The organism is Bradyrhizobium sediminis, from assembly GCF_018736105.1.
Taxonomy (GTDB): Bacteria; Pseudomonadota; Alphaproteobacteria; order Rhizobiales; family Xanthobacteraceae; genus Bradyrhizobium.
Genome location: NZ_CP076135.1, coordinates 468222 through 491390 on the forward strand (window position 1 = coordinate 468222; position 23169 = coordinate 491390).

Consider the following 23169-nt stretch of genomic DNA (forward strand, 5'->3'; position numbering starts at 1 on the left):
GCGAGACAAACCAATCAAACCCGAAACAACTTCGCATAGCGCGTCTTGATTTCTTCCGTCATCTTCTCGACGCCGACAGCATCTTCCTTCCATAGCTTGATGTCGGAGATCTTGCGGCGGCCCGGCTTCGACTGCACCTGCGCGTGAACCGAATATTGCGCGGTGAAGTCGATGAAGAATTGCTGGGTCTCCCGCGTGTGCAGCCAGGCCTGGAACAGTCTTGCGGCGCTGGGATGCGGCGCGGCCGCGAAGATGCCGGTCGGGCCCGAGATCGTCGGCGTGCCCTCGGTAGGATACACCGGCTCGACCGGCTGGCCCGCTTCCTTCAGCAGCACTACGCCATATTCGTTGCCGTCGGCCATCACGGCGCGCTCGCCGAGCGAAAGCTTCTTCGGCGGATCGGTCGAGGACTGCACCTGCATGACGCGCTGCTTCGACAGCTTTTCCAGATATTCCCACCCCAATTCGCGGACCAGCTGGAAGGTCGCGGTCATGATGGTGCCGCTATAGGCGGGATGGCCCTTGACCATCTTGCCGGCCCATTTGGGATCGAGCAGGTCGGCGAAGCTCCTGGGCGCGTCTTCCGGCTTCACCAGCCTGGTGTTGTAGGCGATCGACGACAGCCAGATTCGCGAGGTCGCGAACATTCCGTCGGGATCGCGATAGTCCGGCGGAAAGTGCCTGGCGATGTCTTCCGAGACGAACGGCGCCAGCCAGCCGTTCCTCTTCCAGCTGATGAAGTGCGAGGCGTCCGAGCTGTTGATCACGTCGACGGTGCGGATGCCCGAGGCGAATTCCTGATCGACCCGCTGAAACAGCCGCTCCGAGCCGGAGCGCTCGATCTGCACGGCAATCCCGGGATATTGCGCCTCGAAGGTCTTGCCGAGCTTTTCGCCGACCGGGAGATCCATCGACGAGTACAGGATCACCTTTGCCTCTTTGCGCGCGGCCTCGACCAGCGCGGGCGTGATCGCCACCGGCTCGGGTGCGGTCGCCCCGGCGGGCGTGGCGAACACCGTGACCCCGAGGGCGGCCGAACCCTTGATGAGGTCGCGTCGCGAAAGTCTCTTCTTCATCGCTCCGGCTTCCCTGCGTCAGACGCGAAAGATCTTCTGGTAGCGGGCCTTGATCTCTTCGCTCTGCTTTTCCGCGCCTTCGGCATCTTCCTTCATCAGCTTGATGTCGGCGAGCGGCTTGCGTCCGGGGTGCTCCTTGACCTGCGCGTGCAGCGAACGCAGGCCACCGGCGTCGATGATGATGCGCTGCGCTTCCGGCGTGAAGCAGTAGTTCTGGAACAGCTTGGCCGCGTTTGGATTCGGCGCCGCCTTGAAGATGCCGTTCGGCCCGATCACGAACGGCGTGCCCTCGGACGGATAGACCACCTCGACCGGCTGGCCGGTCTCCTTGAGCAGGAAGATATTGTATTCGGTGCCGTCGGCCATCACGCTGCGCTCGCCCAGCGAAAGCTTCTTCGGCGGATCGGTCGCCGACTGTACCTGCATGACGTTCTGCTTGGCGAGATTCTCATAATATTCCCAGCCGACGTCGCGGACCATTTCGAAGGTCGCGGTCAGGATGGTGCCGCTGTAGCCGGGATGGGCCTTGACGATCTTGCCCTTCCATTTCGGATCGAGCAGATCCCTGAAGCTCCTGGGCGCGTCTTCCGCCTTCACCAGTTTGGTGTTGTAAGCGATCGGGCTCAGCGTGGCGCGGAAGCCGGCATAGGTGCCGTCGGGATCGCGGTGCTCGGGCTTGTAGTGCTTGGCGACATCCTCGGGCACGTAGGGCAACAGGATGCCCTGCCGCTTCCACGCCAGCAGGTGCGCCGCATCGGACGAATTGGCGATATCGACGGCGTGGACGTTGCTGGCATATTCCTGGCCGATGCGCTGGAACACCCGCTCGGCGCCGGTGCGCTCGACCCGCACCTCGATGCCGCCGAATTTCTCCTTGAAGGAGGCCGCGATCTTTTCGGAAACCGAAAGGTCGATCGAGGTGTACCAGACCACCTTGCCTTCCTTCTTCGCCGCTTCGATCAACTGCGGCGTGATGGCTTCGGGCGGCGGCGCCGCGGCGCGGGCGGGGGAGGCGAACACGGCGCCCAGCGCCAGCGCGGTCGAACCCTTGAGAATGTCGCGTCTCGAGACTCGTTGCTTCTTCATCGCGTCCTCCCCTGTGCTTTTGTCATCGACTCAGCGCCCGGCAGCGTTCGGGCGGCAGCGTAAGCCAGACCTCGGCGCCCTTCGGAACCGCGGTGTCCGTCGCGGTGACGACGCGCAAGGTCGTGCCGTCGGATGTCTCGACCATGTAGTCGCGGCTGGCGCCGAGAAACACTTGGCGCGTCACGGTGGCCCTGACAGCGTTCTGCTGGTTCTGCGGCGCTTGCGCCGAAAGCCGGATGTCGTGCTGGCGGATCGCGACCGCGCCGCTCTGGCCGGGCGTCAATTTCGCGCCGGTCACCTGCAGGGTGACGCCGGCAAAGGCAATGTGGTTGCCGTCGCGGGCCTCGCCCTTGATCACATTGCTGGCGCCGATGAAGCGTGCGACGAATTCCGATTGCGGCCGGTCATAGATGTCCTCAGGCGTCCCGAGCTGGTCGATCCTGCCGGCATTCATCACCGCGATCAGGTCGGCGGTGGTCATCGCCTCGGACTGGTCGTGGGTGACGTAGACCGTGGTGTAGCGGTACTCGTCGTGCAGCCTGCGGATCTCGAAGCGCATTTCCTCGCGCAAGTTGGCGTCGAGATTGGACAAGGGCTCGTCGAGCAGCAGCGTCTCCGGCTCGACTATCAGCGCGCGCGCCAGCGCCACGCGCTGCTGCTGTCCGCCCGACAATTCCCCGGGATAGCGCTGCGCCAGTACTTCCAGCTTGGTGGTGTCGAGGATTGCCTCGAGCTTCTTCGCGATGGTGTCGCGATCCATCTTCCTCAAGCGCAGCCCGTAGACGATATTTTCGGCGACCGTCATATGCGGCCACAGCGCGTAGCTCTGGAAGATCATCGACATCTTGCGCTGCTCGGGCGGCAGCGTGCGCGCCTTCGAGGACACCAGCCGGTCGCCGACATGGATCTCGCCGTCCGACGGCTCGAGGAATCCGGCCAACAGCCGCAGCGTCGTGGTCTTGCCGCAGCCGGAAGGGCCGAGCAGGCAGACCAGCTGGCCGTGGTCGATCCGCAGCGAGACATCGTCGACGACCGCAAGCGATCCAAACCGCTTGGTCAGGCCGCGCAAATCCACGGACGCCAATCCCGTCCCTCCCTGTATCGCGCCGTCGTCGGCTGCTTATTTATCGTTAGATCATTATAAGCACGAATACAGGGATGGAGGAAAGGCTTCGCGCGGCTTTAGGGGCTCACACTTTCCCCGAGCCAGTCGATCGCGGCTTCGGTGCCGCCCTTGCCGTGCGGGATACCGAGCGCGTTGAGGCCGACCTCGATGACGCCGAGCGTGCCCAGGATCATCGGCGCATTGACGTGCCCCATATGGGCGATGCGGAACGCCTGGCCGGAGAGTTCGCCGATCCCGACGCCCAGCACCACGCCGCATTTCTCCTTGCAATAGCGCTGCAGCGCCACCGGATCGTGGCCGTTGGACATCACCACGGTGGTCACGGTGTTGGAGCGTTCGTTCGGCTCCGCGACGTTGAAACCGAGCACCTGGCCCTCGGCCCAGACCGCGACCGCGCGGCGCACCGCTTCGGCGAGCAGGCGATGACGCTGGAACACGTTCGGAAGCTGTTCCTCGAACAGCATGTCGATGGCCTGGCGCAGCGCGAACAACAGGTGCACCGGGGCCGTGCCGGCGTATTTCTGGTAGTGCTCGCTGCCTTCGCGCTGGGTCCAGTCCCAGTAGGGCGTCCGCAAGCCGGCGGTCTTGTGCACCTCGCGGGCGCGGTCGTTGGCGGCGACGAAGCCGAGGCCGGGCGGCGCCATCAGGCCCTTCTGCGAGCCGGACATCGCGACGTCGATGCCCCAGGCATCCATCTCGAACGGCATGCAGCCGAGCGATGCCACCGCATCGACCATGAACAGCGCCGGATGACCGGCCGCCTTGATCGCCTTGCCGATCGCCTCGATGTCGTTATAGGCGCCGGAGGCGGTATCGACCTGCACCGCGAGGATCGCCTTGATGCTGTGGTCCTTGTCTTGACGCAGCCGCGCCTCGACCTCGGCCGGGCGGATGGCGCGGCGCCAGTCGCCCTTCAGCACCTCGACCTCGACGCCCATCTCGGCCGCGGCGTTGCCCCAGCCGATCGCGAACCGGCCGCTCTCCAGCACCAGGATCTTGTCGCCGCGCGACAGCACGTTGGTGAGCACCGCTTCCCAGGCGCCGTGGCCGTTGGCGATATAGATGTAGGAGCGGCCCTTGGTGGCGAACAGTTTCGACAGATCGCGCAGCAGGCTGTCGGTCATGCCGATCATCTGATCGGAATAGATGTCCAGCGCCGGACGATGCATCGCCCGCAGCACTTCGTCGGGCATGGTGGTAGGCCCGGGGATAGCCAGAAATTCCCGGCCCGCGCGAACGGTCATTTTTCTTGTTCCTTTTTGGGTCTGCTCTAGGAGGGGATGCAGGGGAATGATGGGAAACTCAAGTTGGCATGAAGATAATATATCAAGCCCGTCATTGCGACCCGTTGGCTCCTCGCAATGACGGAAATTCGCGGTCACTTCCGCAACGCCCCGGCCACCGCCTGCCAGACCTGATCCTTGATCTCGGTCGCGGCCGGGCTCGGAATTACGACGGCGGGGCCGGTGCGCTTGCGGCAGGCCTCGACCAGCCGCAGAATCCACACCTCGCCGTCCGTGTAGTAGGGATCGCCGCCGCCATTGCGCCCGGCCATGGTCGGCCCGACGCCGGAGACCTGGTATTTTGCCTGCACCATTCCGGCCGCCTCCAGATCGGTGGCGAGAAATTTCCGCTCGGCGTCGACATCGGCATCGATGTGGTGGGTGACGGCGCCGGTGTAATGGCTGACGCCGACGCCCTTGTCGAAGGCGGCGTCGCCGAGCCAGACCGGCCGCTTTTCCTCGCCCTGGTCCAGCACCTTCCAGAACCGCACATGATGGCGGTGATCGGCGCTGCGCCCGTCCGGCTTTTCGAAGGCGAGATCCTCGCGGCGGCCGAGGTAATAGAGATTACTGACCGGCGCGTCGTGATAGGGGCGGTCGAGCAGCACGCTGCCGGCGATTTCGACCGATGATTTCAGCGTGATCGGGTCGGCGGGATACCAGCCCGCAGCGTGCATGGCGCACAGCACGTCCTTGGTGTCGCCGACCAGCCCGACATTGATCGGATCGCCGGGAATGCCCTGTCCGGTCCTGGTCACCATCGGCAGATCGGCGAGGCCCTTCTGGTGCTCGTAATGGGTCCAGAGCGCCGGCAGCACCAGATAGGCGAGCACCGCGTAGGCGGCGACCGCCGCAAGCGCGATCAGCGCCGCGCGCTTCAGCCGACGGTGTTTCGGTAAGCCCTTGGGTTGCACGCTGTCGGTGTCGGTCACATCGAGCGCTCCGCGATCCCGGATTGCTCCGCAATCCCGGGTCGCGAAGCCTAGCACGATTGGGCAATCGCGCTATCGCCGCGTCTCGCGGCAGCCGGCGGCTTCGGCGTCCTCGACCGAGCAGAACCAGCGCGTGCCCTTGCTGACTTTCATCTGGATCTTGGCGTACCAGCGGCTGGCCGGCGTATGATAGATGCATTCGCCGGAGCGGTTGACGTTGCCCTTGATGGTGCAGTCCGGCGAGGGCGCCACCGACCCGGAGGCGGACGCCAGCAGGATGGCGCGCGCGTTTTCCGGCGGTTTGACGGCGCCGAGAATGGCGGTCTTCTTGTTGCGGACCCGCCAGTCCCACGGCGCGATGAACGCGCCCTGCCACATCCCGGCCTTGGCCTCGCGCGCCGCCTTCTCGTCCGCCTCGTAGTCTTTGGAGAAGCGCAGATAGGCCAGCGCCCAGCCATTCGCCACCATCCATTTCTGGATGTCCTCGCCGCCGACCTCGCAGCGCGCCACCTGGCGGCCACGACGGTCGGTCTGCCTGACATGGCAGGTCCAGCTCTTGCCGCCGGCATGCTTGATCAGTTCGTCGCGCGCCGCGACCCCGCAGGTCCAGCGCTCGCCCTTGGTGTTGAGGCAGAGCTGGTCGGCCGTCGGCGCGTCGATGCCGCCGAGCCGGATCCTGATATGGCCGATCTGGATGTGATCGCCCTCGCGGATTTTGGGAACCCCGGTGACGTCGGCGGCGTCGGCGATCGCGGGCAGCAGCAACAGAAGGAGCGCCAACAGGAATTTCATGAACATGCAATCAGGCCGCATCCGAAGGGGAATCGCTATCGCCGTAGTCGCGGATTGTGGTGCGGATTGGGCTCGCGTACCAGCGCCGAGGCTGCGGGCGCTTTCAACTTTACGCTACCGTCATCCTACGCTCTTGCCTCCATCATCGCCCGTCGCGCCAGCGAAAGCCCCATCAGCACGAAGGCCGAGGTGACCTCGGGGCCGCCGACCAGGATGCGGGTCGGGGTCTTCATCTTGTTCCACTCATAGGCCTTGAACGGCCCGTGCCGGCCGCCTTCGCCGAGACCGCCGACGATGCAATGCAGCGCCGCGGTGAAGGTCGCGGGGGCGGCGCCGAGATGGCCGAGCGCGATCAGCGCCAGTGCGGCGTCGAACGCGTTCATCTCGTGGGCGGTGAGCTCGGTCTGCACATAGGCCAGCACCCGGCCGCGGATGTAATCGAAGCTGTCATCGGGATCGATCGCGCGCTGCGCGGCCGGCGGCAATGCGATGAAGGCTGCGTAGCAGCGGCCGAAATAGGCGCAGTAGAGCTCCGGCAGGTAATAGATGTGCGAGCGCGGATCTGCGAAGGCGCCGCTTGCGGCCAGCCGCTTCTGGAAGCCGATGATGCGCTGAACGGTCTTCAGCCGCGCCGGGGTCTCCAGCACCTTCCACCGCGCCAGGTTGCGGAAGCTGACCTCGAGGATGTCGAGATTGAGCGTCGGATCGAGATCGTTGCCGAACGGCCGTTCGCCTTCGAGATTGTCGATCCAGGTGACGACGCCGCCCTCGTAATCGATGTTGTCGTTGAGCGGCACCGTCACCTTGGGCTCGTTGGCGCCTGCCGTCACCTGATAGCCGGCATAGAAATCGAGCAGCGGCTGGTCGAGGATCGGATCGGTGGAGCCCGCCTGCGTCGCCGCCGAGAACGAACAGGCGGTGGTGTCGCAATCCGGCACGTAGATGCCGAAGCCGAGATCCTGCTTGATCTGGGCGAAGAATTTCGAGAACCGCGGATGCGGCAGCGGCGCCAGCGCGGTGATCACGCTGAAGGCCGCGCCGTCATGGCCGCGCACTTCCTCGCGGCTGGTGGCAAGGCAGAACTCGACCATGTCGGCAATCGCGCGCCGCGACGCGCCGGCCTGATCCGCCGAGGCCAGCCCGGTCTCGACGAAGCTCAGCAAGGCCTCGGTAAAGAAGGCGTCGTAATAGGCCGAGCGGTGCCGGATCTGCATCGGCTCCCACATCGGCTCGGCGATGCCTTTCCACGGCGGGTTGATCAGCGCGCGCGCCGGCGAGCGGGCGATGAAGGCCCGCGCCAGGTTGAACAGCAGGGTCGAATTCTTGTAGCCGCGCGAATTCAGCCCGGTCAGCGCCATCGCCATCTCGCGGCCGCGCAGGTCGGGATCGCCGATCAGGTTGAAGGCGGCATAGGTCGGGATGAAGCCGTTGCGCTCGAACGATTTCAGCAGATGCTCGCCGCAGCTCCGGATCGCGCCGTCGATTCTGGCGAGATCCGGCGCGCGCGCCGGCGGCGGCGCCGCCCTCGGCCGGGGATGGGCGAGCTCGATGGTGTCCAGCAGTTCGGCGACCGGTACGCCGATCGCGGCCCAGTCCGGCGTCTCGTCGTCGCGCGCCTGCCGCAGGGCCGCGCGCAAGGCCCGCAGCTTCGGCTCGTCGCGCAATTCGGAAAGCCCGGTCCGGCGCAGCAGCGGCCGCAGCGCCGGATTGCCGAGCGCGGTGCGATAGAACTTGCCGAGATGCGGGTCGCCGCCGGTGTATTTCAGCAGCAGGGGATCGCACACATCGTAGAGGGACGGGCCGTCCTTCCGGGCCGTCAGCGCGCGGAAGGCGGCGCCGGCGATGCTGTGCAAGGTCATGAGGTTTCTCTCGGAGCTTCTTTGTCGCGGTCCGTTTGGCACGTCCCGCCAGGCTGCCTGGAACACCGCTGACCGCGCGGCTGCCGCCTTCGAAACCCTGCACGCCCTGAATCTTCAAGTCATTGGAAAAACTATACGAAGGCCCGCGAAATACAAATGTGACCGACATCACAGCGAAAAAGCGCGATTCGGCGGCAATCTCGGCCCAATAAAGCAGCACGACGGGAAACGTAACTCACTGTAGTATCGAAGGAATTTACATCAACCCCGCGGTCCGCAGGGGCCCATTCGCCAAACGAGGTTGCCGGCAATGCCCCTACAGGCTAAAGCCTTCCCTGTTGCAGCGCCGCAAATTGAGCGCAATTGGGCGGCAAACCCCCGGCAACCCCTCAAACCTAATTGGCGTTGACGCGACTAACGGATCGCGGCTGTGCCGATGAGCAGGAATGAACCGAGATGAAGTTCTGGCATATCAGCATCTCCCGCCGCTCGCTCACCATTGCCGCGGCCCTGGTCGGCGTGCTGTCGCTGGCGATCGGCGCCCATGCCGCGCTGAACAAGCGCGCGCTGGATGCGGCCAAGGCGATCGCCTCGGAGCAGGGCACTGATGCCGCCGGCAAGGCGTCCCGGATCGCGCTCGTCATCGGCAACGGCCATTATCCCGACGCCAATGCGCCGCTGGCCCAGCCGATCAATGACGCCCGCGCGCTGACCGCGAGCCTGCGCCAGTCCGGTTTCGACGTCGACGTCATCGAAGACGCCACCAAGGACGACATGCGCCGCGCCGTCGCCCGGATGAAATCCAAGATCAGGAAGGATTCCGTGGTGATGCTGTTCTTCGGCGGCTACGGCGTGCAGGCCGGCCGCGAGAGCTACATGATCCCGGTCGATGCCAAGATCTGGAAGGAATTCGATGTGCGCCGCGACGGCGTCAGCGTCGAATCCGTGCTGTCGGCGATGAAGGAGCAGGGCGCCCGCGCCAAGCTCGTCGTGGTCGACGCCTCCCGCCGCAACCCCTATGAGCGCCGCTTCCGCGCCTATTCGCACGGCCTCGCCCCGATCGTCGCTCCCGACAACGCGCTGATCCTGTCCTCGGCCACGCCGGGCAAGGTCGCCGACGATTCGAAAGCGCCCAACAGCGTGCTGATGACCGAGCTGCTCACGCATCTCAACCCGGAGCTGACCGGCGTCGAGGCCGCCTTCAACAAGACCCGCATCGCCATCTCCCGCGCATCCGAAGGCGAGCAGGTGCCCTCGGTGTCGTCATCCCTGCTCGAAGACGTCACCTTCGCCGCCATGGCGAACGCCGGCAGCTGAACCCTTTTTCTCGTCGTCCCTGCGAACGCAGGCACTGATGCATTTTCCGTCATGCCCGGCCTTGTGCCGGGCATCCACGTCTTGACAGTGCCGCCGCAAAAACGTGGATGGCCGGGACAAGCCCGGCCATGACGAAAGCGTTCATCTCGGAGAGCGACGGTTCCTGGCCTTCGTGGTTCGAGACGCGCAGCTTTGCTGCGCTCCTCACCATGAGGGTCTCCAGATCCTCACCCTTGAGGAGGCGCCAACGGGTCGCGCGAATGCGCGCCCCTACTTCTTCCCCTCCGCCGCCGACATCGCCACCGGCCGCACCGGATCGCCTTCGCGCAACAGCGCGCCGGCGCGGGCCACCACGGTGTCGCCTTCCTGCAGCCCCTCGCGGATTTCGACCTGGCCGGCCGACATCAGGCCGACTTCCACCCGCTTGGTCTCGACCCGCGACCGCCGCACCACCTGCACCACGGTGCCGGCCGAGCCGTAGAGGATCGCGGTCAGCGGCACCGAGATGCCGCAGCTCTGCCCGGTCTTGATCAGCGCGCGGCCGGATGAATTCACCAACAGCCGCCGCGGCAGCACCACCGACACGAACACCTGGCCGAGCTGGCTGTTGGGCTCGATGGTCGAGGCCACCCGCCGCACCTTGCCCTCGACCTCGCCGGCGCCGATGATCTTGATCCGCGCGGTCTGGTTGACCGCGAGCTTGGAAATATCCCGCACCGGCACCATGCCGACCAGGTCGAATTCGCTGCGCGCGATGATGGAAAACAATGCCTCGCCCTTGCCCCCTGCGATCGAGCCGATCACCGCCGAGGACGTCGAGATCAGCCCGGCCACCGGCGACTGCACCACCTGCATGCCGCCCTCGGGCAGCGCCAGCCGGGCCAGCGCCTGGCCGGCGGTGACGGTGTCGCCCGGCTCGGCCAGGATTTCGGAAACCTTCAGGCCCGGCCGCTCCGGCCGCACCGACGTCTCCTCCCGCGCGATCAGCACGCCGGAAACCTCGACAATATTGGCGAAACAGGCCTTGGCCGCCTTGAACACGGTGACCGCCGCGCCCTTCGGCGCCGCCTCGGGCTCCTCGGCGGCGAGCGCGGGGGAGGCGAGAAAGAGCAGGGCGGCGAGGGCCGGGGTGAGCAGCCTGCGTGAAAGGTAGGGCGCGGTGAGATGGTTCATCGGCGTTCCAGTCCCGGTTACTGGGGGACATCGATACCAGAAGGGCAGCTCGGACGCCAAGCGGTAGGTCCCCCTGCAGGTGAAGCGCCTACCCCTCGCCGTCATGGCCGGGCTTCATTCCTCCGGCGGAATTTCATCCGTCCGAGCCGACGCGCTAAGCTGCCCCCGGCGCATCCAAGCTGAACGTTGGGCAGGGATGCGGTGGACGCGGAAGCCATCGCTCAGGACTCGAATCCTCCGAGCCGGGCATTCTACTTTGCATGGGGTCGTTTTGCGATTTTTTGTTGCGGCCCTGCGGCAGGCGCTGCGTCCGGGGCGGGAGGCGGCGCGCTCAAGTCACGACGGCAGCTTCCGTCGCCGGTCCGCGACCGGCACCTCTGCCGTCGCCGCCCCCGCCACGCCTTCCTCTTTCCAGCGCAAAATCTCCACCGCCAGGATCGGATGGTTGAAGCCCTTCAGCGTCAGGTCTTCCAGCTGCCGGCCTTCGGCCCATGGCTCGACCATGCCGAACACGCGCTGGCTGACCACGATCTGGCCGGCCTTGGCTTCGTCGCACAGCCGCGAGGCGAGGTTGGTGACGCTGCCGATCGCGGCGTATTCGAGCCGCTGCTCGAAGCCGATCTGGCCGAGCGTCGCGTAGCCGAGCGCGATGCCGACGCCGAAACCGAGGCTATGCCCGCGGTTGCGCCATTTCTGCGTCAGCTGGCCGATGGTGTCGCGCATCTCGACCGCCATCTTCACCGCGCGCCTGACGTGATCGTCGAACTGGATCGGCGCGTTGAACAGGATCATCACGCCGTCGCCGGCATAGCGGTCGAGCGTGCCCTCGTAGCGGAAGATCAGCTCGCCGAGTGCTGCGTGATATTCGCGCAGCACGTTCATCGCCTCTTCCGGCTCGGTCGCCTCGGTGAAGGCGGTGAAGCCGCGCAGGTCGCAGAACACCACGGTGACTTCGCGGCGGTGGCTGTCGAGCAGCGAATCATGGCCGTCGGAGGAGGCGATCAGCTGCGCCACCTGCGGCGGCAGGAAGCGCTCCAGCCTCCGGATGCGCTCGATCTCGCCGAGCTGCTTCTCGACCCGCTCCTCCAGCGACTTGTTCCAGTTCTTGAGCTGCTCGGTTTGTTCCTGCAGTTTGGCCGCCTGTTGCTGCACGGTGGTGTGCGCCGTTTCCAGTTCACGGCCCTTCGCGTCGACTTCGGTGAACAGCCGCGCATTGCGCATCGCCAGCACCGACTGGTGCGCGAACGTCTTCATCAGCCCGATCAGGTTGGGCGAGAATTCGCCGGCCGCGCGGCGCAGCACCACCAGCGAGCCCAGGATGCCTTTCTGGTCGACCAGCGGCACCACCAGCATCGAATGAAAGCCGGCCTCGGCCGCGACGTCATGCAACAGATGCTCGGCCGCGTTGGTGAGATCGGGAACGGCGATCGGCTCGCCCTGGCTGGCGGCCTGGCCGAGCACGCTGTTCTCCTGGTCGATCTGCAGATGCCGGCCCTCGGCCGCCTTGTCGATGCCGATGGCTTCAGAGAGGTTGAACTGATGCCTGGTCGCGTCATAGCCGTAGATCAGCACCGCGTCGGCATGGGTGATTTCCAGCGCGCGGGCGGCGACCGTCGGCAGCACCGCGTTGAGATCGAGCGAGGACGACACCGCGCGGCCGACCTCCTCGAGCACCTTGAGCTCGTTGATCGAGCGCGCCAGGTCCCGCGTCCGCTCCTCAACCTTGGTCTCGAGGCCCTCATAGGTCTCCTGCAGCCGGCCGGCCATGCTGTTGAACTGGTCGGACAGTTCTTCCAGTTCGTCCTTGGTGTGCACCTCGATGCGGTGGCTGAAATCGCCGGCGCCGAGCCGCCGTGCGCCGGCGCGCAAGGCGGTGATCGGAATCAGCATCCGGCGCGCCAGCACTGTGCCGGCGAGGATCGCAACCAGCAGGCCGAGCGCGATCAACAGCGCGCTCCGCACCAGCTGGTCGCGGATCGGCGCCAGCGCCTGCGCGGTCGGCTGCTCGAACAGCACGTACCAGCCGAGTTTCGGCACCGCGTTCGACGCCGTCAGCACCGCCTGGCCGTCGATGCCGGTGCCCGAGGTGAGCGGCGCGCCGTCCGGCTTCAGCAGGGCGGCGACCTGCGGCAGTGCGGCGAGTTCCTTGCCGACCTCCGGGCCCTTCGAGCCCGCCAGCACCTGGCCGCGCGCGTCGACCACATAGGCGTAAGCGGCCTTGCCGACCTGGGCATCGCCGAGGAAATCGTTGAGGAAGCGCAGGTCGATCTCGGCCAGCGTCACCCCGGCGTTGAAGCCGGAATGCGACACCGCGATCGACATGAAGGGGCGCGAGCCGACGAAATAGGCCGGCGCGAAGATGACGCCCCTGGCAGCGGTTTCGGTAAAGCGGATGTCGCGGGAAAAATCGGCGCCGCCGGAGCTCACCGCGGTGCGGGTCAGCCGAAGCTGCTCGCGGCCGGCGCCGTTCAGGAACGAGAGCTGGCTGACGGCAGGCACCTGGTTTAACAGCTGGGCATAGTCGGCGCGGCGCTGCTCCAGCGTCCTGCTTTCGAGGCTCGAGGTCGCGCTGGCGCGGGTCACCCAGCTGATCTGCCGTTCCAGCTCCGAAATCGCCTGCTCGATCCGCAGCGCGGTGGCTTCCGCTTTCTCGCCCATCGCGTCGACCAGCGCGACCCGGGTGCCGCGGTAGCTGATCCAGGTCTCCATCGCGCCGTTGACGGCCAGCACGAACACCACGAGCCCGACCAGCGCGGCGACGTATTTGGCGAACAGGCCTTCGCGGAGAAACCAGACTTTGTCCCTGACGCCGTTCATCCAGATCCTCGTGCGCTCCCCATCAGAGGTTTGCGCTCAGCCGGGCTGTGTTTAGCACAATTCGAGGGGGTTGGCCGGGCTGTCGGCCAGCGTGGTTAGCCGCCATTTTGGGCAGTTTTCTTCTCCCTCCCCCGCTAGCGGGGGAGGGCCGGGGTGGGGATACCGCGGCGGCGGTGGGGAGGTGAGAATGTCAGCGGTTGAACAATTGCCGCAGCACCTCGTTCATCGCCGGGCTGTCCTGCGGGGCTTGCGGGATGGTCTCGTTCTGCGGCGCAGGTGCCGGCGGCGCGGCCGGAACGGGGGAGCCCGGCGCGGGAATGCTGCGGCCTTGGCTTGGGGCCTGGCTTGGGACCTGGCTTGGGACTTGGTTTGGACCTTGGCTTGAACCCTGGCCTGGCGGCGCTTGTCCGAGCCCCAGCCCGAGGCCCTGCTGGATCAGATTGCCGAGGGTTTCGCCGAGCTTGTCGGCCGACAAGCCGCCGCCGGCCGGTCCATCCGTGCCCAACCCACCGCCGGCGGTTCCGCCTCCGGTCAATCCGCCGAGCAGCCCGCCCAGGCCGCCGCCGTCCTTGCCGAACAGGCCCTTGCCCATCTCCTTGAGCTTGGCATAGGCGGCGTCCGGATTGTCGAGGATGCCGGCCATGTCGGGATAGATGCGCGGCTGCGCCCACGGCCCGTCGATCATCACGGGAATGCCGAGCCCGACCGGATCGGAGGCGCGGCCCTGGCCTTCGGTGGTCATCACCAGTTTCGGGTCGACCCGGAACGCGATCTGCTTGGTGCCGAGGTCGATGGTGCCGACGCCGGTCATCTTCACCAGCGGTCCCACCAAATTGAGATCGGTGGTGACGGCCTGGCCCTTGTCGATGCGGAACGAGGCGGACAATTGCGAGAGATCGGTGACCTGGTCCTGCTTCTCCTGCCAGCCCGACAGCGTGCCCGAGGTCAGCGAGCGGATCATCTTGGCGACGTTGAGCCCGATGATCGCGCCGTCCTGGAACACGACGAACGCCGTGCCATTGAGGTTCGCCATGACGGCGCGCTGGCTCGAGCCGGTGGAGCGCACCGAGATTTTCGCCTGCATCTTGCCGTCGAGCTTGTCGAAATCGGCGGTGCTGGTCAGCAGCGGCAAGGCGCGGACGCCGGCAAGGTCGCCGCGCAGCGCGAAGCTCGGCTCGGCCGCGGCGGCGTCCGCGGTGACCTCGCCGCTGGCCTGGCCGCCATAGGCGCCGAGATTGGAAAACCGCACCTTCAGCACGCCGCTGCCGAGCGTGGCGTCGATCGCGGCCGGCGCGAAATGCGCTCCCGCGATGCTGAATTCGGCGGCGGAAGCCCGCACCTGCGCGTCGACATAGTTCAGACCGCTGACGTCGAACGTCGTATTGCTCCAGGCCTGCGCGCCGGACGAGGGCGGCGCCTTGGCGCCTATGTCGAGCCGCTGGAAGTCGAGATCGAGCTTGACCAGCGGCTTGCTGGCGAGATCGACCGATGCCCAGCCGTTGAACGCGCCGTCGCCGAGCGTGCCGGACAGGCCGTTGATCATCACGGTCGAACCATTGAGCCGGACCTCGGCCTTGGCCGCCAGCGAGGCCTGCAACAGGCTGGGCGCCTCAAAGCCGATCTCGACCGGAATGTTCTGCCGTTCCAGCGGCGGTTGCGGCGCGGTGGCGCGGATGTCGAATTTGAGCGGATGGCCGCCGGTCTTCGCAGCGCCGGTGATCTTGATCTTGCGGTCGGCGCCCATCCTCATCTCGGCGTCGATGCCGTCGATGCGATTTTCGACGCGGTCGCGCAGGTTGGAGAACACCACCGCGCCGCCGGTCACGGTGACGCGATCGATCGCGGCCTTGCCGGCTTCGCCCGGTGCGGCTGCGGGTTTGGCGGATGAAATCAGCTGTCCCGAGCGTTCGCGCAGCAGCGGCAAATGCAGCACCGGCTTGTCGATGACGAGTTCGGTGACTTGCGGGCGGCCCGACCACAGGCTCGACAGCGTCACGTCGGCCTGGAGGCTGCCGACGGTCAGGCGGCTCGCGCCGTTGCGGTCCTTGGGGTCCTGCAGCGTGACGTCGTTCAGCTTGACGTTGAGGGATGGCCAGATCCCGATCCTGGTGGCGCCGGCGATGGTCAGTTTGTAGCCGGTCTCGCGCTCCACCCGGGTCTGGATCTCCGACGTCAGGAATCCCGAGGGGCCGCCGACGATCAGCAGCAATGCCGCCACCACGATCACGGCGGCGACGGCGGCTCCGGCGATTTTCAATGCTTTCATCTCGACATTCCAGACCGGGCCAGCTGCGCGCGAATTCGGCCCGGCCGTAGCGGCGGGCCTTGTGGTTGAGCTTATCCCGGAAGGGGAAACCGCTCAAAGCCAGTAAAAATAGTCCGGGGGTGCTGCAAAGTTATGTGACATATGACACACTTCACAGGCCACAAGCTTCGCTAACGGTTATTTTGTCGATCTCGAATCCCTCTGGAAGGCATTGCAATGAGCAAAGCGGCCGAATTTGCGGTCATTCTCAAGATGAATCCGATGTTCGCGGACTTGGGTTCCGACGAATTGCAGCGAATCTCAAGCCTCTGCCACACCCAGCACCTCGGGGTGGGCGAGATGCTGTTCCAGAAGGGTGACGCCGGCGACGCCCTGTTCGGGGTCCGGCGCGGGCAAATCCGCATCGAGACCGGAGCATCGGACGGCAGCCGCCTGACCCTGAACTTTCTCGGCCCCGGCGACCTGTTCGGCGAGGTCGCGGTGCTCGACGGCCAGAGCCGCACCGCGGACGCCACCGCCGGCGAGCCCACCGAACTGTTCGTGCTGCGGCGCGAGGATTTTCTCAGTTTTCTCGAACGCGAGCCCCGCGTCGCGGTCAAGATCATCGCGCTGTTGTGCCAGCGCATCCGCTGGATGAGCGAGCGGATGGAGGAATCGATGCTGCAGCCGCTGCCGGTGCGGCTGGCGCGCCGGCTCTGCGCGCTGTCGTCCGATTTCGGCTCCGAGGTGCACATCTCGCAGGAGCAGCTCGGCGTGTTCGTCGGCGCCGCGCGCGAGAGCGTCAACCGTCAACTGCAGCTGTGGCGCAAGGACGGCATCCTGGACCTGCAGCGCGGCCGCATCCTGCTGCAGAACATGACCAAGCTGACGGCGGTGGCAAGGAACGAGTAGGGCGATAACGGCGCCTACTCCGCCGCGGGTGAATGCACGATGGCCGGCGGCGGCTTGTGGTCGCCCGGCGGCTGCTCGTTCTCGCCGCTGGAGACCAAGAGTTTCCTGCCGAAGCGCCAGATCAGCGCGCCGAGATCGTCCATCATCATGAACATCGCCGGCACGAACACCAAGGACAGTACGGTGGAGAACACCAGTCCGCCGATCACGGCGAGCGCCATTGGCGAGCGGAATTCGCCGCCGGCGCCGAATGCCAGCGCGGACGGCATCATGCCGGCCGCCATCGCGATGGTGGTCATGACGATCGGGCGCGCGCGCTTGATGCCGGCGTCGATGATCGCAAATTCGCGCGGATTGCCCTCGCGGATCGATTCGACCGCGAATTCCACCAGCATGATGGCGTTCTTGGTGACGATGCCCATCAGCATCAGGATGCCGATCCACACCGGCGTCGTCAGCTGCTTGCCGGTCAGGAGCAGCGCCGCGATGGCGCCGCCGATCGAGAGCGGCAACGAGAACAGGATGGTGATCGGCTGCAGGAAGGTGCCGAACAGCAGCACCAGCACCGCATAGACCATCATCAACCCGGTGGTGATCGCGGTGGCAAAGCCTTCCGACAGTTCGTTCAGGCTTTCGGCGTCGCCCGACGGGCTGACCTTCACGCCCTTGGGCAGGCTCTTCATCACCGGCAGGTCGTAGATCAGCTTGGTGGCGTCGCCGAGCGCGGCGGAGCCGACGAGGTCGGCCGCCACCGTGGCCTGGCGTTCCCGGTCGTAGCGGTTGATGCTGGTCGGGCCCTGATCGAGCTTGATGTCGGCGACGACGGAGAGCGGCACGCCGCCCTTCTCGCCGCGCTGGCCGAGCGGCACCCGCAACTGTTCGAGGATTTGCAGGTCGCCGCGCGCGGCGTCCTCGAGCTGCACGCGGACCGGCACCAGCCGGCCGCCGGCGTCGAATTTCGCCAGCGCCGGGCCGACGTCGCCGATGGTGGCGACCCGGATGGTCTGCGACAGGCTCTCGGTGGAGACGCCGAGTCTTGCTGCGAGCTCGGCCCGCGGCTGGATGCGAAGCTCGGGCCGGTCGAGCGAGGTTTCGGAGATCACGTTGGCGACGATCGGAATCCGTTTCATCTGCGTCGCCAGCTCGCTGGCGACGTTGCCGACGATGTTGCTGTCGACGCCGGTGACCACCAGCGAGATCGCGCGCAAGCCGTTTTCGTCGAGGAACCAGAATCGGATGTCGGGAACGCTTTCGAGGTCGCCCGAGATCGCCAGCTCGAGTTCGCGCTGGGTGATCTTGCGGTCGGCCTTCGGCGTGTAGTTGATGATCAGGGCGGCGCGGCGCACCTCGAAGGTGCCGGGCGGCACGCGGCCGCCGTCGACGAATATGCTCTTGATCTCGGGCCGCTTGCGCAGGCGCGTGACGATCTCCTCGGTGACCTTCTCGGTGTAGGCGAGCTGCGAGCCCGGCGGCAGCTCCATCGCCAGCAGCGAGCGCGCGGTGTCCTGTGCCGGCAGGAAGCCCTGCGGCAACAGCGTGATGCTCCAGATCGAGGCGGCGAAGATGCCGAAACCGGCCAGCACGGTGATGAAGTAATGCTTCACCGACCAGGTGACGAGCCGCGTATAGGTTTGCAGGATGCGCCCCGGCGGCGGGTCTTCGTGCGGATGATCCTTCAGGAAATAGGCCGCCAGCACCGGCGTGACGAAGCGCGCGGCGAGCAGCGAGAAGAACACCTGCACCGACACCGTGATGCCGAATTGCTTGAAGAATTGCCCGGCGATCCCCGACATGAAGCTTGCGGGCGCGAAGATCGCGATGATGGTGAGCGAGATCGCGATGACGGCGAGGCCGATCTCGTCGGCGGCCTCCAGCGCGGCGCGATACGGCGACTTGCCCATCCGCATGTGGCGCACGATGTTCTCGATTTCGACGATGGCGTCGTCGACCAGAATGCCCGTCGACAGCGTGATGGCGAGGAAGCTGACGAGGTTCAGCGAGAATCCGAGGAGGTCCATCGCCCAGAACGCCGGGAAGATCGACAGCGGCAGCGAGATCGCGGCGATGATGGTGGCGCGGATGTCGCGCAGGAACAGCAGCACGACGATGACGGCGAGGATGGCGCCTTCGAACAAGGTCGAAATCGCGGCTTCATAATTGCCCTTGGTGAATTCCACCGAGGTGTCGATCAGCTTGAGGTCGACGTCGGGATAGGCAACCTTGAGCGCATCGATGCGCTTCTGCACGGCCGCGGCGACCACCACGTCGCTGGCGCCCTTGGAGCGCTTGATGCCGAGCGCCACCACGGGCTCGCCGTTCAGGCGCGCGAAGGTCCGGCGATCGGCGATGGTGTCGGTGACGGTGCCGAGATCGTCAAGACGAACCTCGCCGCCGCCGAACAGCGGGATCATGGTGCCGGCGAGATCGTTGAGGGTCTTGGCGCCGGCGAGCGTGCGGATCGCCTGGTCGTTCTTGCCGATCTCGGCGCGGCCGCCGGCGAGGTCGACATTGGTGCCGCGCAGGATCTGGCTGACATTGACGGCGGTCAGCCCGGCGGCCTGCAGCCGGTCGGGATCGAGCGACACCAGGATCTCGCGCTCGACACCGCCGATGCGCTCGACCTGGGCGACGCCGCGCACGCCCTGCAGCGCGCGTTTGACGACGTCGTCGACGAAATAGGACAATTGCTCGGGCGTCTTGCCGGGCGAGATCGCGGCATAGGTGACGATCGGCAGGCCGATCACGTCGACGCGCTGGATCAGCGGCTCGTTGACGTTCTGCGGCAGGTTGGCGCGCACGCGGGTGACGGCGTCCTTGACGTCGTTCAGCGCGCGGTCGGTGTTGGTTTCGAGCGCGAACTGGATCGTGGTCAGCGACAGCCCGTCCGTGATCGAGGATGAGATATGCCGCACGCCCTCGACGCCGGAGACGCCGTCTTCGATGGTCTTGGTGACCTGCGACTCCAGCTCGGCCGGCGCCGCGCCGAATTGCGAGACCGCAACCGAGATCACGGGGATGTCGGCGCTCGGCAGCCGCGTCACCGCGAGCTTGGTGAAGCTGACCCAGCCCAGCACCAGCAGGATGATCGAGAAGACGATCGAGGGGAGCGGGTTCCGGATCGACCAGGCCGAGATATTCAGAGCCATCAGCGCACCCGTACCCGATCGAGTTCCTCGGCGAACATGGTCTTGATCTGGTCGCCGTCATGCAGCGAGGTGCCGGCGTCGGCCACGACGATTTCGCCGACGTCGAGGCCCTCGAGGATTTCCGTCGAAGTATCGGACACCAGTCCGACCTTCACTTTGCGTGTCTCGATGGTGTTTCCCTTCACCACCTGCACGGTCAGATGGTCGATGGCGGTGCGCGGAATGGCGACGCCGCAGCTGCGCTTGGCGTCGATGTTGGCGCGGGCAAACATGCCGATCTTGAGCGACGGGTTATTGGTCAGCGAGATCCGGATGTGGCCGAGCTGGGTGCTGCGGTCGATCTGCGGCGAGACCAGCCGCACGCGCCCGATCAGGTCGGGCACGTTGTCCCGGCTGACGCGCGCCGACGCGCCGGGATTGAGTTTCAGCATGTGGATCGCCGGTACTTCGGCATCCAGTTCGATTTCGTTGTTGACGGAGATCCGGAACATCGGCCCGGCTTGCGGCGAAGCGGGCGCGCCGGCGATGGTCCTGACTTCGGTGACGAGGCCGGCCGCCGGGGCGCGCAGCACCGTCGGCCCGGGTCGTCCGCCGGCCTGCTGAGGCGGCGGTGTCAGCCGCGCCAGTTCCTGATTCTCGGTGACCATGTCGCCTTCGCGGACCAGCACCTCGGAAACCCTGGAGCCTTCCTGTTCGACGCCGACCACCGCTTCCCGGCGCGGCACGATGAAGCCGGTGACCCGCACCATGTCGGAGAAACAGGCGTTGGTGGTTTTGGTGACGATGACGAGGGCGTTGGACGGGGTGTCTTTTTCCTCAGGCCGCGGACGGTGCTCGAACCAGTAGTATCCGGCCCCCAGCACGACAACGACGACCACGCCGATCGCAGGTTTGAGATATTCGGAGAGCTTCATCGCCGGATCAATCCAGACCTATCGGGTGGGACGGGTGGAGACGCTTTTATAGCGTTTTCCAGCGAAGTGGATACCGGCTCGCGCCAGGAAAATGCGTCAAATAAACACGGAGCCTCCGATCCGATCTGGTCGGAACGGAGGCTGCAGCCGCAAAACTCTACCCGGCACCACAATTCACTTACTTGGATGCGGTGGTCGTGCTCGCCATGTTGACGACCTGTACGCGGCGGTTCACTTCCGCGAGCGGGTGGCCGGGATCCTTGAGCTTGCTCTTGCCGTATCCGACGGTCACGAGGTCAGCGCCGGCAATGCCGAACTTGTCGGTCAGGTAGCGCTTGATCGAGTCGGCGCGGCGTTCGGAGAGGTCTTGATTGTACGCCTCGCCGCCGGCGGCGTCGGTATGGCCTGCCACCACGAAGGTCGAGCCCTTCAGATCGGGATTGGAAAGGGCCTTTCCGAGGGCCTGAACCGAGGGCAGCGACTTGGCGCTGATGTCGGCCGAGTTGTAATCGAAGGTGATTTCCAGATCGATATTCGGCTTGTCCTTGGCGAGGGTGGCGATTTCCTCGCGCTCGTTGACCGACAGCGAACGCGAGGGCCGGCCACGGATCTTCTGGACAAAGCGTCCTTCCTCGGCGCTGACCGCCGGGTCGACCTTCGGACCCACCGAGAGGCCGCGGGTCAGCGGCTTCTTGGCCGGCGCAAGCGCGCGGACGATCTGATCCTCGGTGACATCCTCGGCGGCGACGGCCTTCGCCATTCCGAAAGAAAGCGCGGCGCCGATCGTCACGATCGAAAGGATTGCGGTGAGATTTTTCCTTCCAGACATCTTGGTCATTGCCAGTCCCTCCTGCGCTGTCGGCGCGGTTCCAATCGATGCTCGATGAGCCGCCGGACAGATCGGGCGGAGCCCGGCCACCTCCCGGCGTGGCTACTTCCTTGGGTTTGTCTCTGGCGCCTGCCTGGGGGTTCGAGGCCGCGCCGGCCCCTTACTCAAATAATCGTTAACGTACCCCGTAACTCGCGAATTCCTTGACAATATTCGGATCCATGGCCTTGGCATTGGATATATCCAATTCGCCCTCGGAAATCGAGCCGTTTCGCTGCTTGGCGAGGCCGCGCCCGTACAGCGACGAGGTCAATCGCGGGTTGATCTTGAGGGCGGCGTCGAAATCAGCAATTGCATTCTTGGTCTGCCCGCTCTTCAGGTTGACGAGACCGCGGCTGTCGAGGGCATCGACAAAGTTCGGGCGCAGCCGCAGCGCTTCGTTGCAATCCTTCAGGGCGGCCTGCAGGTCGCCGATCACGGTGCGGGCCCAGCAGCGGTTGTTATAGGCTTCCACGTCCTTGGGGTTGAGCCGCAGCGAGTTGTCGAAGTCCTTGATGGCAAGGCTGTAGGCGCCCTTGCTGGCATAGACCTGCCCGCGCCGGTACAGCGCGCCGGCGTCGTCGGGATTGGCGGCGAGCTTCTGGGTCAGGCTCTTGATGGTCGGGTCATCGGCCAGCGCGACGGCGGTCGGCCCTTCGGCCGGCTTTTCAGGCGGAGCGAGGGTGACTTCGGCCGGCTTGGGCGGCTGCGGCAGCGCCGGCGTCTCGACCCGCGGCGGCGGTGGCGGTTCGACGCGCGGCAGCGGCGGGGGAGCGACCTGGGGAGCGGCTTGAGGCGGTGCCGGAGGAGTTGCCGGGGGTAACGCCGCCACCGGACCCGGGGCGGCCGGCTTGGCGCCGGTGCCCGGGATGAAGGAAAAATCCTCGGCCAAAGAGGAGGAGATCCACGGCACCTGTTCGCTGCGGGAGGCGCGGGTGACGCCGACGCGGGTGCGATTGAGGGTTTCCTCGGCCATCAGGTCGGGAACGCGAATTTCCTTGAGCAATTCCCGCACGAACAGGCTGCGGTCGCTGCCATTGTCGCTGACCACCGAAGAGAGCGCGGCCGAATACATCACCAGCGTTCCGTTCGGCGCAATCACAGGCGCCAGCCCCGCGGAAAAGCTGCGGAACCGGCGCTCGAACGGGTTGCGTCTGGAGGCGTCGATCAAGGCGATCTTGACCCCGGCGCCGCGGCTGTTGATTTCGCCCAGCACCGTCTCCAGGCTGAAGCCGTCGCGGCGAACGTCCGGCTCGGTCCAGATCTGGGCATCGACCGGAATCATGTAGCTCTGGCGGCCGGACTGCACGCCGAATCCGCTGAAGAACAGCAACACCACCGAGCCGGGCTTGATCCGTCCGTAAAGCTTGTCGAAGGCGCGCCGCATCGCGTCGCCGGTCAGATTTTCCCCGACCTCGACGCTGAAGCCGTCGCGCTTGAGTTCGTCGGCGATGGCGCGGGCGTCGTTGATCGGTTCCTTGAGCGGCGCCTCGGCGTCGGGATATTTCGCGTTGCCGATGACAAGTGCAAAGCGCTCCGCGCCCGCAGCGACCGACGGGACAATCGGGATAACCGACAAAACCGAAATCAGAAATAATGCGATGCGGATTTTCATAAAACGGC

General features: G+C 65.9%; 16 protein-coding genes. 2 read left to right on the forward strand and 14 right to left on the reverse strand.

Features of this window, described 5'->3' with window-relative positions:
* Nucleotides 1-14: 14 nt before the first annotated feature.
* From KMZ68_RS02315 to KMZ68_RS02345, 7 genes are all read right to left on the reverse strand, one after another.
* Nucleotides 15-1076, reverse strand: coding sequence for an ABC transporter substrate-binding protein (locus tag KMZ68_RS02315; protein WP_215614305.1), 1062 nt, complete (start codon nucleotides 1074-1076; stop codon nucleotides 15-17).
* An 18-nt stretch (nucleotides 1077-1094) separates the two neighbouring features.
* The gene (locus tag KMZ68_RS02320) at nucleotides 1095-2162 is read right to left on the reverse strand and encodes an ABC transporter substrate-binding protein (RefSeq protein WP_215614306.1); all 1068 of its coding nucleotides are present in this window, start codon (nucleotides 2160-2162) and stop codon (nucleotides 1095-1097) included.
* 22 nt (nucleotides 2163-2184) lie between these two features.
* Nucleotides 2185-3237 carry an ABC transporter ATP-binding protein gene (locus KMZ68_RS02325; protein WP_249779677.1) on the reverse strand — a complete coding sequence of 351 codons (1053 nt, stop codon included), beginning with the start codon at nucleotides 3235-3237 and terminating at the stop codon, nucleotides 2185-2187.
* A gap of 107 nt (nucleotides 3238-3344) precedes the next feature.
* Nucleotides 3345-4532: a pyridoxal-phosphate-dependent aminotransferase family protein gene (locus tag KMZ68_RS02330; RefSeq protein ID WP_215614308.1), complete on the reverse strand. Its 1188-nt coding sequence runs from the start codon at nucleotides 4530-4532 to the stop codon at nucleotides 3345-3347.
* A 134-nt stretch (nucleotides 4533-4666) separates the two neighbouring features.
* On the reverse strand, nucleotides 4667-5503 hold the full coding sequence (locus tag KMZ68_RS02335) for an LssY C-terminal domain-containing protein (protein ID WP_215614309.1): 837 nt from the start codon (nucleotides 5501-5503) through the stop codon (nucleotides 4667-4669).
* 72 nt (nucleotides 5504-5575) lie between these two features.
* Nucleotides 5576-6301, reverse strand: coding sequence for a thermonuclease family protein (locus KMZ68_RS02340; RefSeq protein WP_215614310.1), 726 nt, complete (start codon nucleotides 6299-6301; stop codon nucleotides 5576-5578).
* Nucleotides 6302-6420: 119 nt separating this feature from the next.
* Nucleotides 6421-8154 (reverse strand): hypothetical protein, encoded by a 1734-nt coding sequence (locus KMZ68_RS02345; RefSeq protein WP_215614311.1) that lies wholly within the window; start codon nucleotides 8152-8154, stop codon nucleotides 6421-6423.
* A 456-nt stretch (nucleotides 8155-8610) separates the two neighbouring features.
* Here KMZ68_RS02345 and KMZ68_RS02350 point away from each other — a divergent pair, with 456 nt between their 5' ends.
* Nucleotides 8611-9471 carry a caspase family protein gene (locus KMZ68_RS02350; RefSeq protein ID WP_215614312.1) on the forward strand — a complete coding sequence of 287 codons (861 nt, stop codon included), beginning with the start codon at nucleotides 8611-8613 and terminating at the stop codon, nucleotides 9469-9471.
* A 270-nt stretch (nucleotides 9472-9741) separates the two neighbouring features.
* Here the strand turns inward: KMZ68_RS02350 and KMZ68_RS02355 are convergent, their stop codons facing one another.
* The 3 genes from KMZ68_RS02355 to KMZ68_RS02365 all read right to left on the reverse strand — a co-directional run bounded on the left by KMZ68_RS02355 (nucleotide 9742) and on the right by KMZ68_RS02365 (nucleotide 15727).
* The gene (locus tag KMZ68_RS02355) at nucleotides 9742-10644 is read right to left on the reverse strand and encodes an efflux RND transporter periplasmic adaptor subunit (protein WP_215614313.1); all 903 of its coding nucleotides are present in this window, start codon (nucleotides 10642-10644) and stop codon (nucleotides 9742-9744) included.
* A gap of 336 nt (nucleotides 10645-10980) precedes the next feature.
* Nucleotides 10981-13461, reverse strand: coding sequence for an adenylate/guanylate cyclase domain-containing protein (locus KMZ68_RS02360; RefSeq protein WP_215614314.1), 2481 nt, complete (start codon nucleotides 13459-13461; stop codon nucleotides 10981-10983).
* Between the two features lie 190 nt (nucleotides 13462-13651).
* Nucleotides 13652-15727, reverse strand: a complete 2076-nt coding sequence (locus KMZ68_RS02365; RefSeq protein ID WP_215614315.1) for an AsmA family protein — start codon at nucleotides 15725-15727, stop codon at nucleotides 13652-13654.
* 216 nt (nucleotides 15728-15943) lie between these two features.
* Between KMZ68_RS02365 and KMZ68_RS02370 the strand changes: the two genes are divergently transcribed.
* Nucleotides 15944-16618, forward strand: coding sequence for a Crp/Fnr family transcriptional regulator (locus KMZ68_RS02370; RefSeq protein ID WP_215604555.1), 675 nt, complete (start codon nucleotides 15944-15946; stop codon nucleotides 16616-16618).
* 14 nt (nucleotides 16619-16632) lie between these two features.
* Here KMZ68_RS02370 and KMZ68_RS02375 read toward each other — a convergent pair whose 3' ends face one another.
* From KMZ68_RS02375 to KMZ68_RS02390, 4 genes are all read right to left on the reverse strand, one after another.
* Nucleotides 16633-19764 carry an efflux RND transporter permease subunit gene (locus KMZ68_RS02375; RefSeq protein ID WP_215614316.1) on the reverse strand — a complete coding sequence of 1044 codons (3132 nt, stop codon included), beginning with the start codon at nucleotides 19762-19764 and terminating at the stop codon, nucleotides 16633-16635.
* Nucleotides 19764-20678 (reverse strand): efflux RND transporter periplasmic adaptor subunit, encoded by a 915-nt coding sequence (locus KMZ68_RS02380; protein ID WP_215614317.1) that lies wholly within the window; start codon nucleotides 20676-20678, stop codon nucleotides 19764-19766. Before KMZ68_RS02380 ends, KMZ68_RS02375 begins: the two co-directional genes overlap by 1 nt.
* 178 nt (nucleotides 20679-20856) lie before the next feature.
* Nucleotides 20857-21507, reverse strand: a complete 651-nt coding sequence (locus KMZ68_RS02385) for an OmpA family protein (protein ID WP_215616155.1) — start codon at nucleotides 21505-21507, stop codon at nucleotides 20857-20859.
* A 175-nt stretch (nucleotides 21508-21682) separates the two neighbouring features.
* Nucleotides 21683-23161, reverse strand: a complete 1479-nt coding sequence (locus KMZ68_RS02390; RefSeq protein WP_215614318.1) for a caspase family protein — start codon at nucleotides 23159-23161, stop codon at nucleotides 21683-21685.
* Between the last annotated feature and the right edge of the window lie 8 nt (nucleotides 23162-23169).

What these genes read in the sequence shown, in the direction of transcription:
- KMZ68_RS02315 (WP_215614305.1), bottom strand. Translation starts at nt 1,076, where the DNA reads ATGAAGAAGAGACTTTCGCGACGCGACCTCATCAAGGGTTCGGCCGCC.
- KMZ68_RS02320 (WP_215614306.1), bottom strand. Translation starts at nt 2,162, where the DNA reads ATGAAGAAGCAACGAGTCTCGAGACGCGACATTCTCAAGGGTTCGACC.
- KMZ68_RS02330 (WP_215614308.1), bottom strand. Translation starts at nt 4,532, where the DNA reads ATGACCGTTCGCGCGGGCCGGGAATTTCTGGCTATCCCCGGGCCTACC.
- KMZ68_RS02340 (WP_215614310.1), bottom strand. Translation starts at nt 6,301, where the DNA reads ATGTTCATGAAATTCCTGTTGGCGCTCCTTCTGTTGCTGCTGCCCGCG.
- KMZ68_RS02345 (WP_215614311.1), bottom strand. Translation starts at nt 8,154, where the DNA reads ATGACCTTGCACAGCATCGCCGGCGCCGCCTTCCGCGCGCTGACGGCC.
- KMZ68_RS02350 (WP_215614312.1), top strand. Translation starts at nt 8,611, where the DNA reads ATGAAGTTCTGGCATATCAGCATCTCCCGCCGCTCGCTCACCATTGCC.
- KMZ68_RS02355 (WP_215614313.1), bottom strand. Translation starts at nt 10,644, where the DNA reads ATGAACCATCTCACCGCGCCCTACCTTTCACGCAGGCTGCTCACCCCG.
- KMZ68_RS02360 (WP_215614314.1), bottom strand. Translation starts at nt 13,461, where the DNA reads ATGAACGGCGTCAGGGACAAAGTCTGGTTTCTCCGCGAAGGCCTGTTC.
- KMZ68_RS02365 (WP_215614315.1), bottom strand. Translation starts at nt 15,727, where the DNA reads ATGAAAGCATTGAAAATCGCCGGAGCCGCCGTCGCCGCCGTGATCGTG.
- KMZ68_RS02370 (WP_215604555.1), top strand. Translation starts at nt 15,944, where the DNA reads ATGAGCAAAGCGGCCGAATTTGCGGTCATTCTCAAGATGAATCCGATG.
- KMZ68_RS02375 (WP_215614316.1), bottom strand. Translation starts at nt 19,764, where the DNA reads ATGGCTCTGAATATCTCGGCCTGGTCGATCCGGAACCCGCTCCCCTCG.
- KMZ68_RS02380 (WP_215614317.1), bottom strand. Translation starts at nt 20,678, where the DNA reads ATGAAGCTCTCCGAATATCTCAAACCTGCGATCGGCGTGGTCGTCGTT.
- KMZ68_RS02385 (WP_215616155.1), bottom strand. Translation starts at nt 21,507, where the DNA reads ATGTCTGGAAGGAAAAATCTCACCGCAATCCTTTCGATCGTGACGATC.
- KMZ68_RS02390 (WP_215614318.1), bottom strand. Translation starts at nt 23,161, where the DNA reads ATGAAAATCCGCATCGCATTATTTCTGATTTCGGTTTTGTCGGTTATC.